Origin of the sequence: Neobittarella massiliensis (ex Bilen et al. 2018), assembly GCF_900289145.1 — a bacterium.
Taxonomy (GTDB): Bacteria; Bacillota; Clostridia; order Oscillospirales; family Ruminococcaceae; genus Neobittarella; species Neobittarella massiliensis.
The window spans coordinates 1-16,707 of record NZ_OKQO01000009.1; the positions used below are offsets into that span (position 1 = coordinate 1).

Consider the following 16,707-nt stretch of genomic DNA (forward strand, 5'->3'; position numbering starts at 1 on the left):
AAAAAAATACGCACCTATTGTGGGAAAATTATTAAGATGTGTCGCACTTAAATTATATTATTTTAGCAAAAAATGTCAAGGTACTAAGTGCTATGTTTTATCAACTATTTGATGTGACATAGCCTTACCATAAACAGCCCGGGAACACTGTAGGCTCCCCCTGCTGCCGGCGGGTAGCCCAGCACCGCTATCGTCTGCCGGCAACACTCGTCTCCGGGGCGGTAAAAGCTGATATCCCGGTCCAGGCAGTGGGCCAGGCAGGCCCGCAGGACCCCGTCGATCACGGGCAGATCCTGATATTCTAGTGCATCCAGCACCACGGTGTCGCCCTGTATGGCAAAATGGCAGCTGGCCAGTTGGCCGCTCTGATCGCGGGCCACAAAACAGTCGCCTTGTCGGCTGATGGTGATCACCGCTCCTCGCCCCTCTCCTGGGCCAGGCCCGCCGCGTTTCGCAGAGCAGCGACCTCCTGCTTGGTCAGATCGCGGTACTTGGCCGGGCCCAACATGCCCAGCTTTACCGGGCCGTAGGCGGTGCGCTTTAGGCGGGCCACTTCCAGCTCCAGCGACTCGCACATGCGGCGGATCTGCCGGTTGCGCCCCTCGCGGATAACGAATTCCAGCACACAGCGGCCGGGAGACTTATCCAGCACCCGCACGATGGCCGGCGCCGTCTTGCGGCCATCCAGGTAAATGCCTTCCGCCAGCTTGGCCAGCTGCTCGTCGCTGGGCTCGGGCCGCACCGTTACCCGGTAGGTCTTGCTCACCTTTTTGCTGGGGTGCATCATCAGGTTGGCAAACTCACCGTCGTTGGTACACAAAAGCAGGCCCTCCGAATTTTTGTCGAGTCTGCCGATGGGGAACAGCCGCTGGTCCTCGCCGGCCAGCAGTTGCGCCACACAGCGGCGGTCGAATTCGTCTTTCATGGTGGTGACGAACCCGCGGGGCTTGTGCAGCATGATATAGCGCTGCTCCACCCTGAGCCCCCCCACCCGCTCGCCGTCTAAGGTGACCAGGTCGCGGGCCGTATCGATCTTGTCGCCCAGGCTGGCCGGGTGGCCGTTCACCTTGACCCGGCCCTTGCGGATATACTCCTCCGCGTGGCGGCGGGAACACACGCCCCAAAGGGACATGGCCTTTTGCAGTCGGGTATCTCTTGCCATCGTCTCACTCCTATAAATCTGGCTGTCTCGCGCAGCCGTATCCTCTCCGGTCTCTCCCCTGCCGGCGGTGGCGGGGGGCCGGTCGTTTTCACACTCAAACAAGCGCCGCCATCAAACAGCACACCGGCTGCGGCGGCAGGTATTCTCCACACAGCAGTCGTCTTTTAATCATAACACTAAAAAGAGCAAAGGTCCACACCCGTTTTGCGCCGGTACACAGCCGGGTATTTTCGGTGTAAATTGCCGTTTTAGGGTTGCGCCCGGCAACGGGCAGGTGGTACTATTAAGAAAAAGCCGAGCTGTGCTCAAACGGCGGATATCTGCCGCTCAGGGCGGGCTCCTGCCCACAGAGAGATACGGGGCCATCGCGCCCGGGCAGGGGCTCGTTTTTCTGCGTTTGGCGCCGGGCCGTGGGGCTCCGTGTAGGCCTCTGTGTATGGGGCGCCGGCGCCAGTGCCATACTCAGCTTGTAAAGGGGTTGTTACCATGGGGAAACATTTGGACAGCGGTGAGCTCTTAGATCTGCTCTTACACGCGCCCGATGATCTGCTGCAAGAAAAGCTGGAGTACGTGCACCCGGCCGATATCCTGCAGCTCATCCACGACGAGGAGGCCGACCCCCGAGAACTGCTGAGCCGCCTGAGCGAGGAGCAGATCGCCGATATCATCGACGAAGAGGAGGAGGAGGACAAGTACGAGCTGCTCAAGCTGTTCCCCTCCATCCGACAGGAGCAGATCGTCGACGAGATGTCCTCCGACGAGCTGGCCGACCTCATTGGCTCTATCGAGAATGAGGGGGAGGCCAAAGCCCTGCTGGATAAGATGTCGCAGGAGAACCGGGAAGACGTGGGGCAGCTGCTCTCGTACGACCCCGATACTGCCGGCGGTATCATGGCCACCGAATTTATCACCATCTACGACAACAAGACCGTGCAAAGCACCTTAAAATATTTGCGCGAGATCGCCGATGAGGTGGAAAACGCCTATTCGCTGTACGTGACCGACCGCCAGGACCACCTGCGGGGCACGCTCGATTTAAAAGATATCGTCACCTCCTCGCTGGAGACGCCCATCATGGAGGTGATGAACCCCCACGTGCTGAGCGTGCCGGTAGAGATGGATCAGGAGGAAGTGATCGCTCTATTTGACAAGTACAGTGCCGTCGAGCTGCCCGTCGTCAACGGCGACAACCAGATCGTGGGCATCATCACCGTCGACGACGCCATGGACGTCATGCGCGAAGAGGCCACCGAGGATATCCACTATATGGGCGGTGTGGCCGGCGAAGAAAAGGTGGACGGCAGCTTGGGCGAGTCGCTCAAGAGCCGGCTGCCATGGCTGCTGGTCAATCTGCTCACCGCCTTTTTGGCCTCCAGCGTGGTGGGCCTGTTTCAAGAGACCATCGGCAAAGTGGTACTGCTGGCCACCATCATGCCCATCGTCACCGGCATGGGCGGCAATGCCGGCACCCAGTCGATGACCCTCATCGTGCGGGGCATCGCCCTGGGCGAGCTCGACCGCGACAACGCGCTGCGGGTCTTCGCCAAAGAATGCGGCGTCGGGGTATTCACCGGTCTGGTCATCGGGGTCATCGTGGCGGTAGCCAGCGCGCTGGTGGGTGGCAACCCGGTGCTGGGTCTGGTCACCGGCTGCGCCATGCTCCTCAACATGGCGGTAGCTACCGCCACCGGCTATGCCGTACCGGTAGTGCTCAAAAAATTGCACGTCGATCCGGCGCTGGCCTCGGCGGTGTTCGTCACCACTGCCACCGACGTGATGGGCTTTTTCTTCTTTCTGGGGTTGGCCACCCTGTTTTTGCCGCTGCTTCTATAGGTCCCGTACCGCCTGCAGGTCGGACCCGCTCAAGATCAAAATAGCCCCTACCGGTCATCTTCCCACCGACCGGTAGGGGCTGTTTTTCATTTTATAATGTGAGTTTTTCGATAAACTTTATTCCTGTTCTTCAGGCGCTTGCCCTGTAGTATTTGTACTCTCTGCGGTATGCTCATCCCATAGAACTTGGAGATGATCGATATAAAAAATATGTCCGTCTATTTTCTTGTCTGCTCTTGGCGCTGGCCCGTCTGGCAGGTTGTGGCACCACTTCTGCAGGTAAAGACCGGGGGCCGGCGAAACATCTTCGTCTGGCAGCGGCAGCAAGGTCCAACTGCTCCCCACTACCCGTACCGCGTTTGTCAGCGACCTATGAAAGTTGTTTGCGGATAAAAACCTTGAGTTACAGGCGATGAGCGAGGAACTGCCTCAGGACAACGGCCAGGAACTGACTGACCGCTATGCGGTGCGCGACCCGGCCCACCCCACCAGGTCCTGGGGCGGCCTTAACTGCACGTATCAAAAAAGCGGGCAGCTGCTGTCTGTAACGGTAGACGGCAAACTGGCTGCCCTCACCGACAGCACCGGCTGGTACACCCCTAGACTGCATCGTCTACCCCATCGACAAAAAAACGATTACCAGCAGGTATTCGACGCGCTGGATATCCCCGCGATCACCGCTGGCGGCGACCAGGGCCCCACCCAAAACAGCGGTGTTCACTACCTTTTTATGTGCCTTGACACCGACGACTGGATCTTCTCTATGCCCCCCAGCACCGCCAGCTAAAAAACAGAAGAAGAGCCTGCGACCGCTGTCGGTCGCAGGCTCTTCTTCTGTCTGTCAGTCCTTTACGAACCATCCCTTGATCCAGTCAAAAATGCCGCCCGTCTTTTTCTTGTCGCCGGTTTTTTTGCCCTTTTCGGGCACTTCTTCGGTGGCGGTCACCGGCAGGCGGTACTCGCCGCCGTCAGGGCTGCGGTAAACCACCTCCCCCACCACCTGCCCCGCGGTGATCGGGGCGTAGATAAAGCCGGGCAGCTGTACGGTCTTTTGCAGGCTGCTGCCCTCTTTGAGCAGCAAAAAGTCCAGGTCGCTCTGCACGGTGATCTGCACGCTGTCTTTGCTGCCGCCCACCACCGGCAGACTGCTCTTTTCCTCCGGTGGCAGCTGCTGGGTACTGCCGGTGGCAAAGGCGTAATCGTACAGTGCGGTGTGGGTCTTCCAGTCCTCGCCGCAGTTGAGGGTCACACAGATGAGCGTGCTGCCCTCACGGGTGACCGCCGACACCAGGCAGCGGCCGGCCTTTTTGGTAAAGCCGGTCTTTATGCCGCAGGCGCCGTCCAGCTCCCGCAGCAACCGGTTCGAATTTTTCAGGTGCCAGGTGTCTCCGTTTACGGTGATCGCCGCGGTAGATGAGGCGCAGATAGCGGCAAAATCAGGGTTTTGCAGCGCCGCTTTGGCCAGCAGCGCCATATCGTAGGCGGTGGAGTAGTGGTCGTCATCCGGCAGCCCGGCCGGGTTGGTAAAATGGGTGTTGCGCATGCCCAGCTGGGCGGCCCTCTGGTTCATCATGTCCACAAAGCCGTCTCCGCCCACGATGTGCGCCACGCTGCGGGCAGCATCGTTGCCGCTCTTGAGCATCATCCCGGTGATCAGGTCGCGCAGCGTCAGCTGATCGCCCTCCCGCACGCCCAGGCTGCTCCCCTCTACCGTCACATCCTCTTTGCGCATGGTATACACCGTATCCAGCGAGCCGTTCTCCACCGCCAGCAGCGCCGTCATGATCTTGGTCGTGCTGGCCATGGGCAGCTGCTGGTGCATATTGCCCTCTAAAAACACCTGCCCGGTCTGGGCGCTCATCAGCACAAAGGCCTGGGCCTCCACCGCCGGCGGCGCATCGGGGTCGGCGGTCTGCTCGGCCGCCCACGCTGCTGGCACCCACAGCACCGCGGCCGCCAGCAGCGCTCCCAACCAGCGCCGCAGGGGGTGCCTATGTGCTTTTTTCTCTGTTCGCTGACCTCTCAAAACGCATCACCTCTGCCGCTTTTAGTGTATGCGCGCCGTCCCGGCAACATGCCGGCGCACACAGACGAACCGCGGCTCCGGCACTCAGAACTGTTCGCTCCACCATGTCTCATAGGCCAAAACACCCCGTTTTAGACGCTGCAGCCCCGCGTATAGCTGGGCCCTGGGGCAGGCGATATTCATGCGCAAAAACTGTTCACTGCCGCCGCCGAACTGCGCCCCGCCCGACAGGTAGAGCCCTGTCTTTTGCCGCAGATGATCGGCCAAGTCCGCCCCGCTGCCCCGCACCTGCCGGCAGTCCAGCCACAGCAGGTAGGTCGCCGTCGACGGCACCACCTGTACCTGGGGCAGCTCTTTTTTTAAATAGGCGGCAGCCGCCTGTTTATTCTGGTACAGGTAGCTGCGCAGCGCTTCCAGCCAGGGGCCGCCACTGGTGTAGGCAGCCACCGCGGCGGTGATGGCAAAGGTGTTGGGTTCTGCTATCTCATCGGTGCCCAGCGCCCGCTCTACCCGGTGCCGCAAAGCCCCGCTAGGCACCAGTACGGCCGACGTCTGCAGGCCGGCCAGGTTAAAGGTCTTGGTCGGCGCGACGCAGGTGATGCTGTTTTGCCGGCAGTCATTCGACACGGCGGCAAACGGCGTATAGTTCTGTCCCGGGTCGGTCAGGTCGCAGTGGATCTCGTCCGCGAGTACCAACACATGGTGGCGCCGGCACAGTGCGCCGATCTCCTCCAACTCAGTGCGGTCCCATATCTTGCCGATTGGGTTGTGGGGGTTGCACAACAGCATCATCGTGGTCTGCGGGTCCGCCAGCTTTTGCTGCAGGTCGGCAAAATCGATGTGGTAGCGCCCGCCGTCGTACACCAGCCGGTTCTCCACTACCTGGCGGCCGTTATTGCGGATGCAGTTATAAAAGATGTTAAAGACCGGCGTCTGCACCAGCACCTTCTCTCCCGGGGTCGTCAATTTGCGGATCGCGCTGGATATCGCCGGCACCACACCGGTACAGTAAAGTATCCACTCGCGGGGGATCTGCAGCCCGTGGCGCTGTGCCCACCAGCTGCTTATCGCCCGGTACCAGTCCCCCGGCACCTCTGTGTAACCAAATATCCCGTGGGCGGCCCTCTGTGTGATCGCGCGCTGTATCTCCGGTGCCACCAAAAAGTCCATATCCGCCACCCACATGGGCAGCTCTTCACCGCCCACCGCCCATTTTAAAGAGTTGGTGCCGCGGCGGTCCACCACGGTGTCAAAATCATACTGCACGGCGTTTCACCTCCAGTTTTTATACCCGCTCTATCACTGCGGTAGAGCCCTCTGGCAGTGCTGCCAGCTGCTGCAGCCCGCTCTCCACCCGGCCCATGTAATAAAGCCCCTGGGCATAGGGCTGATCCCCGTAAAAAAACACCAGGTTGCCCCAGGGCCCATAGCAGGCCACATCCCCCACCGCCGGGTCGTAGCCCGCCTCTCCCCGGCCCGCCAGATCTTGGGGCAGGTAGGCGATCTTCTCGGCGCCGGCAAAATCCTCTATGGCCACCTCTGCCGGCAGCTGTGTCAGCAGGCTCTGGGTGGCGGCATTCTCTTCCAGCACAGCTTCGGCCGTGCCGCCGGCAAAAGTCAGCCGGATGCGGGTACCCACAATTGCCGGTGGCACCGTCTCCCCGCTCGCAGTACCGGCCGCCGCCTCTCTGTCCCGGCTCTGCGCCGGGGGAGACGATACCCGTGTAGCGGTCTCTTTTCTACCGGTGCTCGCCCCGCTGCAGCCAAATAGTACGATACAAAAAAGCAGTGGCAGCCACATTTTTCGCCGTGATCCTGGTCGTCTTTTCACTTTTTAGTCCCTCCCCGGTACAGAGTCTCTCAACTGGCTGTGCGTATATTTCCCCGGCAGACGATGCGGATCTTGTCGGGGTCTACCTGGTCTGGCTGCACGATCAATTCGCCGATATAGTCGGCGCAGATGGTGCCACCGGCCGGATTGAGCACGCTGTCGATCCCGCCCTCGATCTGGGCGTCGACTGTGGAGTACTCAAAAGCCAGCGTGGTGTTTAGCAGACGGCAGTCGCGCAGGGTCAGGTGATCGATGTAGCAAAAGCCCTGTAGGCTCTCGATGGTACAGCCGATCAGTGTCAGGTCTTTGGCATTCCACCCCAGGTACTCCCCACTGATAAACGAGTCGTATACCGTGACGTTCTCGCTGTTCCAAAAGGCATCTTTTGACAGGAGCTTGGCGCCGTGGATCTGCACATCCGCCGCGCCGTCAAAGGGGTAATCGCCCACCAGCGTGAGATCGCGGATGTCCATATGTCTGCTGTTCATGGCAAAGTAATCGCCGCGGGCCTGCACCTTACGCATCTGCACGTCCCGGCAGTTCCACAGCGTCTCGGCCGCTGCCAGCATCGAGACATTTTTTAAGGTGATGCCGCGGCTGCGGCGGAACGTTTTGGGAGCCTGGATCACAGTGTCCTCCACCGCGATATCGCTGGTGTACCAGATACCGGCACGGGCTGTCTCCAACAGCGTGCAGTCGTGCATCGCGATATGCCTGCTGTACCAGAGCGGGTACTTCCATTTAAACGAGCTGCCCGTCAGCTCGATGTTGCGGCTCTCTTTCAGGGGCGACTCCCCCGCGGCAAAAGTGGTGTTGGCGATGTGCAGGTCCTGCCCCTGAAAGAGGGCCCGCTCGCCGGTAAGGTACTGCTGTCTGATCTCCTGTGTTTCGCTCATCTCGTCTGCTCCCTTCACACTGTGCCGGGGACCCGGCCCCTGTGGCCAGCCCCCGGCTCATCTTTGCATGTATGCACCCGGTCCTTTACCGCGGGGGACACCCCTCCTTTTTTATCTGGTACACCAGATAATCCAGGCAGTCGATGCGGCGCTGTTCCCGGTGCAGCACATCCATCAGCTCCCGCCGGTGCCGGTCCAAAAGCTGCAGCAGGTACTCGGTCTCGCCCCGCTCCCGGCACTGCAAAAAACACCTGATCAGCGCTGGCTCGCAGCCCGCGTCGCGCAAGTTCTGTATAAGCGTCTGCTGAATATCACCGGTCTTTATCGTCGATCACCTCGCTGTCTATCCTGTTTTATGGCTCTATTATAAGGGAGAGGAGCAGTTCATATCAAATACCTATATTAAATATATAACTATGTTTTTAAGCTATATATTTTTAGCTTTTTTTGCCACTATTTCGCCTTTATAAAACATATGCAAAAAACATAGATATCTCTATAATATACTTGACTGCTATATACAGCTGCTCTATACTGTACAAAAAGGAGTGTTTTTGGTGGAAATCAGAGTGTTACAGTACTTTTTGGCCGTGGCCAGAGAGGAGACCATTTCCGGCGCCGCCGAGTCGCTGCACCTCTCGCAGCCCACGCTCTCCCGGCAGTTAAAAGACCTGGAAGAAGAGCTGGGCAAGCAGCTCATGATCCGCGGCAGCCGCCAGATCACGCTCACCGAGGAGGGCATGCTTTTGCGCAAGCGGGCGCAGGAGATCATCGACTTGGTGCAAAAGACCGAGAGCGAGATCACCTTTTCCAGCGAGTCGGTCACCGGCGACGTGTTTATCGGCGCCGGCGAGACCGACTCGCTGCGCACCGTCGTCGGGGCGGCGCAGGGCCTGCGGCAAGACTATCCGAACATCCGCTTTCACATCGTCAGCGGCGACGCCGCCGACGTGCTCGAGCAGCTGGACAAAGGCCTTATCGACTTTGGCGTTCTGCTCGAGCCGGTAGATATCTCGAAGTACGACTATCTGCAGCTGCCGGCCAGAGACCGGTGGGGCGTGCTGATGCGGCGCGACGCACCGCTGGCCCAAAAAGACTGCATCGCCCCCCAAGACCTGTGGGGCAAGCCGCTCATCATCTCCCGCCAGACCACCGGCGGCAGCCCGCTGGAAAAATGGATGAAGGTGGATATGGGGCGCTGGAACATCGCCGCCACCTACAATCTGCTCTATAACGGCTCGCTCATGGTCGACGAGGGGCTGGGCTACGCGCTCTGTCTGGACAAGTTGGTCAACACCACCGGCAACAGCGATCTCTGCTTTCGGCCGCTCAGCCCCGCGGTGGAGATCGGGCTGGATATCGTGTGGAAAAAGTACCAGATCTTTTCCAAAGCGGCCGAGCGGTTCCTTCACCACCTGCGCCACTGTCTGGGGGCCGATGCCGCGCCGCGGCGGTATAAATAAAGCCCACTTAAAATGAGCTGGGGGAGCGGGATGTGTACACATCCCGCTCCCCCAGCTGCTCTATCTTGCGGCCGTCAGCGGCTGGCGCCGCCCGCTACATGCTCTCTTTTAAAATGGCCACTACCTCGTCGCGGTCCAGCACCTTGTAGCCGCCGTCCATTATAAAGGTGCCGTCGGCGATGCCGTCGAGCATCTCCTCGGTGACGCCCAATTCAGTGATATCCATCACCAGACCCAGCTGGCGCATATAGGCCTCCATCCGCTCCAGCCCCTCGGCCGCCACCTGCTCCTCGCTCTTTGCCTGGGGGTCTACTCCCCATACCTGCACCGCGTAGCGGTAGAACTTGGGCAGGCCATACGGCAGGATGTGGCGGTAGTAAGCCATAGAGACCGCCGACAGCGTCATGCCGTGGGTGGCGTCGGTATAGGCGCCGATAGACTGGCCGATCATGTGCACCATCCAATCGGTGCTTTTTCCCTTCGCGATCAGGGTGTTGAGCGCCCAGGTGGCGATCCACATGATGTTGCTGCGGGCCTCGTAATTTTGCGGGTCCTCGGCGGCGATGCGGGAGCTGTGGATCAGCGACCGCAGCAGCCCCTCGGCGATATAGTCGCTGGTGTTGTCGTCGGTACCCGAGAAGTACTGCTCTAAAATGTGCGACATGATGTCGAAAAAGCCGGCTACCATCTGGTGGCGGGGCAGCGTGTAGGTGAACACCGGGTCGAGGATCGAGAACTTGGGGAACACGTCGTCGCCAAACACATGGCCGATCTTCAGCTTGCTGTCGGGGTTGGTGATGACCGCGCCGCCGTTCATCTCTGAGCCGGTGCCCACCATGGTCAGCACACAGCCCACCGGCACGATCTCGTTGTCCACATCCTCCATGCGCAGGTAGTATTTTTCCCAGGGGTCCTCGCTGCAGTAGGCCGATACCGACACCGCCTTGGCGTAGTCGCAGACCGAGCCGCCGCCGACTGCCAGGATCAAGTCGATGTGATTTTGGCGCACCTTTTCACAGCCCTCATACAGCTTTTGTACCGTGGGGTTGGGCATGACGCCCGCGTCCTCGACTACCCGCTTGCCGCTCGCTTTCAGCGCCGCCAACACCTGATCGTATATGCCGTTTTTCTTGATCGACCCGCCGCCGTACACCAGCAGCACGTTCTCGCCGTACTGCGCCAGCTCCTCCGGCAGGTATTTTAAAGAGCCCTCGCCAAAATACAGTCTCGTGGGGTTTGCGTAGCAAAAATTTCCCAACATATCTATCTGCTCCTTTTTCTATCAAGTGGGCTGTGTGCCCGTTTATCGCTTGCTTGCCGGCCGGCGGCAGACGGTGCGCGGCCGCCGCGTCACTGCGTGGACACCGGGTCAAAATAGGCTGCGATCTCGCGCATGCGGCGCTCCTGCTCAACGTGAAACGGGCAGCGCTTTTCGCAGTGGCCGCACTGCAGGCAGTCTTTGGCCCCGCGCGAGAGTTTTTGGTAGTGGCCGGCAGCCATTTCGTCGCCGGCTTGCGCCAAGTCGTAATATTTATTGATGAGCCCCACGTCCAGCCCCGCCGGGCAGGGCTGACAGTGGTTGCAGTACACACAGATCCCATCGGCATTTTGCGGTGTGAAGGCGCTGATGGCCGCGTAGTCGCGCTCCTGGGGGCCGGTCTGCAAATAGGCGAGCACCTCTTCGAGGTCCCTGCTGCCGCGCACCCCCGGCAGCACCGTGAGCACCGCCGGCCGGTCCAGTGCGTACTGGATGCACTGCGTTTTGGTAAGCGCCGCTTTAAACGGCGAGGTCTTAGCGTCTAAGAGCTGGCCGCCGCCAAACGGCTTCATCACCGAAATGCCCACCCCGGCTCTCTCACATTCGCGGTACAGCTGCCCGCGGTCGGCCATGCTGCCGATACCGTAGGTGCCGGTGGAATAGTCGTAGGCCGGGTTGATGCTGAACATGACCATATCGATGAGCCCCGTATCCAAAAAGCGGCGCAAAATGGCCGGGTCGTGAGAGGACAGCCCCAGGTGGCGCACGACACCGCTCTGCCTGAGCGACTTCATATACGCCCACAGGCCCCCCTGCATCACCTGTTCAAAGTCCTCCATCTCGTCGATGCAGTGCACAAAGCCCATGTCTGCATAGTCGGTGTGCAGCGTGCGCAGCTGCTCGCCAAAGGTGCGCTCGATCTTTTCCAGGTCCCGCGTCCAGCCGTACTTGCCGCCGTCGTACAGCGCGCCAAAATGCATCTGCAGATACACCTTTTCCCGCCGGCCGGCCAGGGCTCTCGCATAGCAGGCGTACGGCTTGCCCGACGAGGCGGCCATATCAAAGTAGTTGATGCCGCTCTCGACGGCCAGCTCGACGGTGCGCTGGATCTCCGCCTCATCGCTCAGGTGGATCGAGCCCATACCCAGGCCGATCACACTGATCTGCTCACCGCCGTGGGGCAGCTTGCGGTACTGCATCGTTGCCATATCATTCTGTCCTTTCAAACATCAAACATTACGCTTCAAACACTACATATTACACACTGAATACGGACCGCTAAACAGTATACAGCACACTGTGCCGCTGCCCGATCGGCCCCAAGCAGGCCCGGCCGGACCCGGCGCCGACCGCTATTGGTCCCCAGATCCCCATCGGGGGTGCCACTTATACGCCTTTTAGGCAAAGCCTGTGGCGCCTCCACACCCCTCTGCCCCACCTTACACCCTGGAGTGCACTCCAAGTCAAGAGCCTTGTTCACAGATATTTTTGGAAACCGTCTATCGGGCAGAGGTAGCGCTGTACGGTGCGGTGGTGGGCCATCACCGCGCGGTCCGCTGTCACCAGGATACCCGCTGACGCGTGTTATAGCAAATACTTATTTTTTATAACATTCCATACACCAAAAGCATAGGTGTATTGGGCGCGGCGGCCGCCGCGACTGCCAAAGAGCCGGTGGGCTTTTGCCCATACCGGCTCCTCTGCCATACCGGCCCCGAGCCGATGTGGCCGGGCCGCGTCATCTTTCTGCTCCAGTTTGCACGGCGCTGTGTTCAGGGCGCGGCGGTCGCAGCGACTTGGCGGCGTAGTGGCCAATAAAGACCCACAGCCCCAACAGCGCCAAATAGTCCAGGTAAAAGAGCGCCGCCGGCTCGCCGTAGTCGTAAAATACAAATTCGGTCTGCAAAAACAGATACGCCAGCAGGTCCCGCTTTATCACCACCCAGATACCGTACCCCGCTGCCAGCAGAGCCAGCACAAACCAGGCGCCCGCGCGGTCGAGCCGGGCGGCCCGGGCCGGGCGGCGCCGGCGCACCGCCGCAAGCACCGTGTGCCACTGCACGCCCAGGTGCAGCCCCATCAGCAGAAAGCCCCAGTAAGCGCCCAGGATGTGCAGCCGCCGCGCCAGGGGCAGACCGCCACCCGCCGGCCAGAGAGCCGCTGCCGGCCAAGTCATTCGTGCCCCGCTGTACCCGAGCGCCAGCACAGCCGCCAGCAGGAGCACCTGAAGCGCCACCTGCACGGTGCGCAGCGGCGTGTGCCGCCGGCCGCGATACCGGCCCCGGCTAAAAAGGTGGTGGGCGGCAGAGAGTGCCGTCAACCCGGCGCCGATCCACGCGTGCACAGGTGCCGCCAAATAGGGGCGGCCCATCAGCGCCAGCAGGCCCAGCACCATCGCCGCATCTACAGCCAGACGCCTGTCGGCGCGGGCCTTTCTACCGGCAGGTGATCTGTTCACAGGCTGTTATACTGGCTGTCGTCGACCTGCTCCAGCCACTCGTTGGCGGTCTCTTTTCCCGGTACCTCGATCGAGAGATGGGCAAACCAGCTGTCTTTGGCGGCGCCGTGCCAGTGTTTTACCCCCGCGGGTATCACCACCACGTCGCCCGGGCGCAGCGCCCGGGCCGGCTGGCCCCACGCCTGGTACCAGCCGCGGCCGTCGGTACACAGCAGGACCTGCCCGCCGCCGCTCTCGGCGCGGTGGATGTGCCAGTTGTTGCGGCAGCCGGGGGCAAACGTCACGTTGGCGATCGGCAGCGCCCCCTCGGTCAGCCGGTTGAGGTAGCTCTGCCCCACAAAGTACGGGGCGTAGGCGGTGTTGGGCTCCCCCAGTAAAAACAGGGGCTCTATGGGTCGTCTGTCACACATCGGTATCTCCTCCTTGTGGCCGGGCGGGCACGGTGGCGCCCGCCCAGCTGTCTTGTTGTCTTGCCGTCTTGCCGTCTGGGGCCGCCCGATCCCTTCGGGCGGCTATTTTTTTGTTTGCCGGCGGCGGTAGCTGGATATTCGCACGCCCGCACGCCGCCGGACCGGCGCCTTATCTTGCCGCGTCCGGCGCGGCGGAGCCTTTACGCCCCCTGTGCCGCCGCGGCGCGATCTACACAGGCCAGCGCATTGAGGCTGCGGGGATAGCCGATATAGGGCAGGCACTGCAGCACCACCCGGCGCAGGAATACCAGGTCGTTGCCCAGCCGTACATTGCCCTCGATGTGTGCGGCCAGCTGGGGCTCACAGCCGCCCTGTGCCGCTAAAAACACAAAGGTGATCATCTCCCGCTGGGCCAGGTCCAACCCCGTGCGGGTGTAGTAGTCGCCAAAACAGTTGGCCGCCAGCCAGCGGTTGACGGTGCTCTTCTGCCAGAGATCCGCCATGTGCGGCCCAAATATCTGCACCTGGGCGGCCGCCCCTCTGGGCAGCCGGTCCTGCAGGGTAGTGGTGGCCTGCCCGGGCAGCGGCAGCGCCACTCCGCGCTGTATCAGCACCTGGTTGGTGGCGGTCAAAAAAGGCCAAACGCGGCCCAGGCCCAGGTAATCTACCGCCTGATATACGATCTCTTTTACCGCCACCGGCGAAAGTCCCGCCTCCAGAGCCCGGGGCAGCATCTCCCGGTAGAGCTCTGTTCCCTGACAGCCCAGCAGGGCGGCCAGGATCGCCATATAGCGGGTGTCGGCGGCCAGTTCTGCGCCCGGCTCCTCCACCACCTCCGCCCCGGCAAAGTGCTCCACACGCTCCATAAATTCAGGGTCTGTATCGTGTAGGTTCACGCTGTGTCTCTCCTCTCTAAATGTGCTGTACCCCGGTCGACCACACCTGTTTTTGACCGGCGGTCTCGGGGGTGTTCTGGGCCATGACCCTCACCAGTGGGTGCGGCTGGTATAGCTCTTCTAAATAGGCAATCTCTGCTTTTGTCAAAGTGATCTCGGTCGCCTGTACGGCCCCCTGCAGGTGCTGGGGCTTTGTCGTGCCCACCACCGGCGCCGCCACTTTTGTGAGCAGCCAGGCCAGCGCTATCTCGGGCATGCCCACCCCGCGCTGCCGGGCCAGTTTTTCTACCCGGTCGATGATCGGCTGGTCCATCTGGCGCGCCGCCCGGTACTTCAGCGCCGCGTAATCGTCCTGCCTGGCGCGGCGTGAACTGCCGTCTCCCCGCCGGGCCAGACGGCCGCCTGCCAGCGGGCTGTAGGGGGTCAGGGCGATGTTTTCGGCCCGACAGCACGGTACCATCTCGCGCTCCTCCTCTCTAAAGATCAGATTGTAGTGCCCCTGCACCGCCACAAACGGCGTAAGGCCCTGATCTGCCGCCAGCGCAACCGCTTTTTCCAGCTGCCAGGCAAAGCAGTTGGAGATGCCGATATAGCGCGCCTTGCCCGACCGCACGGCCCGGTCCAGCCCGCGCATGATCTCCGGCAGCGGGGTCTGATAGTCCCACATGTGGCAGATATACAGGTCCACATAGTCTGTGCCCAGGTTTTGCAGGCTCTTATCGAGCATGCGCGCCACGTGCTGTTCACCGCTGATGCCGGCGGCGATCTCCTCTTTTGTGCGGGGCAAAAATTTGGTGGCTACCACCACCTCGTCGCGCCGGGCAAAGTCTCTCAGGGCCCGGCCCAGATACTGTTCGCTGGTGCCGCTCTGGTAGGCGATCGCGGTGTCGAAAAAGTTGATACCCATCTCCAGCCCGCGGCGGATGATCTGGCGGGCATGCGTCTCGTCTACCGTCCAGCGGTGCTGGCCGCTGGACGCATCGCCAAAGCCCATACAGCCCATACAGATGCGCGATACCTCCAGCTCGGTGGTCCCCAGTTTTGTGTACTGCATATATGTTCCCCGCTCTCTATCTGTAGAGGTCCAGCTCGCTCAGCCAGCTGTTCACGGCGCCGGTGGCGTCGGCGGCTGCCGCACTGCCCACGTGCAGACCCTGTTTTACATCTGCCCCGGCCGCCAACTGCTCGATCGTCTCCACCGTCCCCGAGAGCCCGCTGCCGCCGCTGGTGCAAAACGGCACCACCGTCTTACCGGAAAAGTCGCCGCCCTCAAAAAAGGTGTACAGGATCATCGGCATATCTCCCCACCAGATGGGGTACCCCACATAGATCACGTCGTAACTGCCGAGGTCGGGCAGCGGCGTGGCTATGGCCGGGCGGGCGCCGTTCTGCTGCTCGCTGCTCGCTATCTCCAGCAGCGCGTCGTAGTCGTCGGTGTAGGGCTTTTGCGGCCGCAGGGCCCAGAGCTCGGCCCCCGTCTGTTCCCCGATCGCTCTGGCCACCGCCTCGGTGTTGCCCGACTGCGAAAAGTACACCACCAGCGACTTTTTGCCGGCAGCCGGGTCGACCGGCTGCTTTGCCGGCTGGCTCACCTCTGCCTCCGGGGCGTGCGATGCCGCCCGCTCCCGGCTCTCCTGCTGCCCGCACCCGCTCAGCGCCAGCAGCGCCGCCAGCCCCAACAGAGCTGCAAGTACTCTTTTTACCATCTCTCAGGCCTCCCTCTACTGCTCTTTATCCAGTTGCTGCAGCCAGGCGGCGATATCTGCCGCCGCCTGTTTTCCGCCCCCTTCATAGGCGGTGTACATGTCGAACACGGTAGCTCCTCTGCAGGCCCGGGCTATGTCGCGGTCGGCGCGGCCCTTACCGCCGCCCCCGTGGGTGCTAAAAGGCATCACCGTTTTGCCGTGCAGGTCGGCCTGCTGCAAAAAAGTAGCTACCGGCGGGGCCATAGTCCCCCACCAGATGGGAGTCCCCACAAATATCACCTCATACGCCGCCACTGCGGCGCCGGTCGGCACGATCGGCGGGTGCTCTTTACGGCGTATCTCCTCTTTGGCCTGGGCCACCACCGCACTGTAATCCCGCGGATAGTCCTCCTGCGGGCATATCTCCAGCAGGTCGGCCCCCGTCTGGGCGGCGATCTTCTCCGCCATCTCGCGGGTGCGGCCCGACCAGCTGTAGTAGACGATCAAACTCTTACGCATGTTTGCGCTCCTTTCTCCACTGTGTGCACTGTATACGGCTCCGGCAGCTCCTTATCGGGGTGCAGGTGGCCGCAGCGCGGGTGATCTGCCCGGGGCGGTCGCCCGCGCCACCACCCGCCGCCCAGGGCTCCGGTCTGGTGCACGTATGTGTATAGCCGGGCCCGCCAAAATGCAGCCCTGCCCGGCGGCCCCCGCGCGCCCAACTGGTGGGCGGGCAGCTATCTGCCGCGGTGGGGGTGTGCGGGGCAACGAGCCGGTGCGGCCCCCACC

General features: G+C 61.5%; 18 protein-coding genes. 3 read left to right on the forward strand and 15 right to left on the reverse strand.

Translation table 11 applies throughout. The features are described from left to right. Positions 1-104: 104 nt before the first annotated feature. The gene (locus C6Y32_RS12550) at positions 105-413 is read right to left on the reverse strand and encodes a hypothetical protein (protein ID WP_105205616.1); all 309 of its coding nucleotides are present in this window, start codon (positions 411-413) and stop codon (positions 105-107) included. Next, the gene (locus C6Y32_RS12555) at positions 410-1,162 is read right to left on the reverse strand and encodes a pseudouridine synthase (RefSeq protein ID WP_105205617.1); all 753 of its coding nucleotides are present in this window, start codon (positions 1,160-1,162) and stop codon (positions 410-412) included. Before C6Y32_RS12555 ends, C6Y32_RS12550 begins: the two co-directional genes overlap by 4 nt. Before the next feature lie 486 nt (positions 1,163-1,648). On the opposite strand from C6Y32_RS12555, the gene mgtE reads away from it, so the two are divergent. Together mgtE and C6Y32_RS12565 are read left to right on the forward strand one after the other, a co-directional pair. Next, positions 1,649-2,995: a magnesium transporter gene (mgtE, locus tag C6Y32_RS12560; RefSeq protein ID WP_105205618.1), complete on the forward strand. Its 1,347-nt coding sequence runs from the start codon at positions 1,649-1,651 to the stop codon at positions 2,993-2,995. A gap of 412 nt (positions 2,996-3,407) precedes the next feature. Continuing rightward, positions 3,408-3,782 (forward strand): hypothetical protein, encoded by a 375-nt coding sequence (locus tag C6Y32_RS12565; protein WP_105205619.1) that lies wholly within the window; start codon positions 3,408-3,410, stop codon positions 3,780-3,782. A 54-nt stretch (positions 3,783-3,836) separates the two neighbouring features. On the opposite strand, the gene C6Y32_RS12570 is transcribed toward C6Y32_RS12565, so the two are convergent. The 5 genes from C6Y32_RS12570 to C6Y32_RS12590 all read right to left on the reverse strand — a co-directional run bounded on the left by C6Y32_RS12570 (position 3,837) and on the right by C6Y32_RS12590 (position 7,992). Next, complete coding sequence (locus C6Y32_RS12570; protein WP_129589450.1) at positions 3,837-5,021, reverse strand: D-alanyl-D-alanine carboxypeptidase family protein; 1,185 nt, start codon at positions 5,019-5,021, stop codon at positions 3,837-3,839. Between the two features lie 84 nt (positions 5,022-5,105). Beyond that, on the reverse strand, positions 5,106-6,287 hold the full coding sequence (locus C6Y32_RS12575) for a MalY/PatB family protein (protein WP_105205621.1): 1,182 nt from the start codon (positions 6,285-6,287) through the stop codon (positions 5,106-5,108). 19 nt (positions 6,288-6,306) lie between these two features. Then, positions 6,307-6,675: a cyclophilin-like fold protein gene (locus C6Y32_RS12580; RefSeq protein WP_129589451.1), complete on the reverse strand. Its 369-nt coding sequence runs from the start codon at positions 6,673-6,675 to the stop codon at positions 6,307-6,309. A gap of 206 nt (positions 6,676-6,881) precedes the next feature. Further along, positions 6,882-7,748, reverse strand: coding sequence for a DUF3737 family protein (locus tag C6Y32_RS12585; protein WP_105205623.1), 867 nt, complete (start codon positions 7,746-7,748; stop codon positions 6,882-6,884). An 85-nt stretch (positions 7,749-7,833) separates the two neighbouring features. Next, complete coding sequence (locus C6Y32_RS12590; RefSeq protein WP_243562745.1) at positions 7,834-7,992, reverse strand: hypothetical protein; 159 nt, start codon at positions 7,990-7,992, stop codon at positions 7,834-7,836. Positions 7,993-8,305: 313 nt separating this feature from the next. Between C6Y32_RS12590 and C6Y32_RS12595 the strand changes: the two genes are divergently transcribed. Next, a complete protein-coding gene (locus C6Y32_RS12595; RefSeq protein WP_105205768.1) occupies positions 8,306-9,211 on the forward strand; it encodes a LysR family transcriptional regulator in 906 nt (301 codons plus the stop codon). Positions 9,212-9,305: 94 nt separating this feature from the next. On the opposite strand, the gene C6Y32_RS12600 is transcribed toward C6Y32_RS12595, so the two are convergent. The 8 genes from C6Y32_RS12600 to C6Y32_RS12635 all read right to left on the reverse strand — a co-directional run bounded on the left by C6Y32_RS12600 (position 9,306) and on the right by C6Y32_RS12635 (position 16,437). Beyond that, positions 9,306-10,472: an iron-containing alcohol dehydrogenase gene (locus C6Y32_RS12600; protein WP_105205625.1), complete on the reverse strand. Its 1,167-nt coding sequence runs from the start codon at positions 10,470-10,472 to the stop codon at positions 9,306-9,308. An 89-nt stretch (positions 10,473-10,561) separates the two neighbouring features. Continuing rightward, positions 10,562-11,677 carry an aldo/keto reductase gene (locus C6Y32_RS12605; protein WP_243562747.1) on the reverse strand — a complete coding sequence of 372 codons (1,116 nt, stop codon included), beginning with the start codon at positions 11,675-11,677 and terminating at the stop codon, positions 10,562-10,564. Between the two features lie 530 nt (positions 11,678-12,207). Continuing rightward, positions 12,208-12,927, reverse strand: a complete 720-nt coding sequence (locus C6Y32_RS12610) for a hypothetical protein (RefSeq protein ID WP_129589452.1) — start codon at positions 12,925-12,927, stop codon at positions 12,208-12,210. Further along, a complete protein-coding gene (locus tag C6Y32_RS12615) occupies positions 12,924-13,337 on the reverse strand; it encodes a cupin domain-containing protein (protein ID WP_105205628.1) in 414 nt (137 codons plus the stop codon). The genes C6Y32_RS12610 and C6Y32_RS12615 overlap by 4 nt, the downstream gene beginning before the upstream one ends. Positions 13,338-13,537: 200 nt before the next feature. Next, on the reverse strand, positions 13,538-14,233 hold the full coding sequence (locus C6Y32_RS12620; protein WP_243562749.1) for a carboxymuconolactone decarboxylase family protein: 696 nt from the start codon (positions 14,231-14,233) through the stop codon (positions 13,538-13,540). 16 nt (positions 14,234-14,249) lie between these two features. Then, entirely contained in the window at positions 14,250-15,287 is a 1,038-nt protein-coding gene (locus tag C6Y32_RS12625; protein ID WP_105205629.1) for an aldo/keto reductase, read from the reverse strand. 16 nt (positions 15,288-15,303) lie between these two features. Next, positions 15,304-15,939, reverse strand: coding sequence for a flavodoxin (locus tag C6Y32_RS12630; RefSeq protein WP_105205630.1), 636 nt, complete (start codon positions 15,937-15,939; stop codon positions 15,304-15,306). 15 nt (positions 15,940-15,954) lie between these two features. After that, the gene (locus C6Y32_RS12635; RefSeq protein WP_105205631.1) at positions 15,955-16,437 is read right to left on the reverse strand and encodes a flavodoxin; all 483 of its coding nucleotides are present in this window, start codon (positions 16,435-16,437) and stop codon (positions 15,955-15,957) included. Positions 16,438-16,707: the final 270 nt, after the last annotated feature.

Bases quoted from the DNA above. Each gene is read 5' to 3' on its own strand.
- C6Y32_RS12555 (WP_105205617.1), bottom strand. From the start codon at position 1,162: ATGGCAAGAGATACCCGACTGCAAAAGGCCATGTCCCTTTGGGGCGTG.
- mgtE (WP_105205618.1), top strand. From the start codon at position 1,649: ATGGGGAAACATTTGGACAGCGGTGAGCTCTTAGATCTGCTCTTACAC.
- C6Y32_RS12565 (WP_105205619.1), top strand. From the start codon at position 3,408: ATGAGCGAGGAACTGCCTCAGGACAACGGCCAGGAACTGACTGACCGC.
- C6Y32_RS12585 (WP_105205623.1), bottom strand. From the start codon at position 7,748: ATGAGCGAAACACAGGAGATCAGACAGCAGTACCTTACCGGCGAGCGG.
- C6Y32_RS12600 (WP_105205625.1), bottom strand. From the start codon at position 10,472: ATGTTGGGAAATTTTTGCTACGCAAACCCCACGAGACTGTATTTTGGC.
- C6Y32_RS12605 (WP_243562747.1), bottom strand. From the start codon at position 11,677: ATGGCAACGATGCAGTACCGCAAGCTGCCCCACGGCGGTGAGCAGATC.
- C6Y32_RS12615 (WP_105205628.1), bottom strand. From the start codon at position 13,337: ATGTGTGACAGACGACCCATAGAGCCCCTGTTTTTACTGGGGGAGCCC.
- C6Y32_RS12625 (WP_105205629.1), bottom strand. From the start codon at position 15,287: ATGCAGTACACAAAACTGGGGACCACCGAGCTGGAGGTATCGCGCATC.
- C6Y32_RS12630 (WP_105205630.1), bottom strand. From the start codon at position 15,939: ATGGTAAAAAGAGTACTTGCAGCTCTGTTGGGGCTGGCGGCGCTGCTG.
- C6Y32_RS12635 (WP_105205631.1), bottom strand. From the start codon at position 16,437: ATGCGTAAGAGTTTGATCGTCTACTACAGCTGGTCGGGCCGCACCCGC.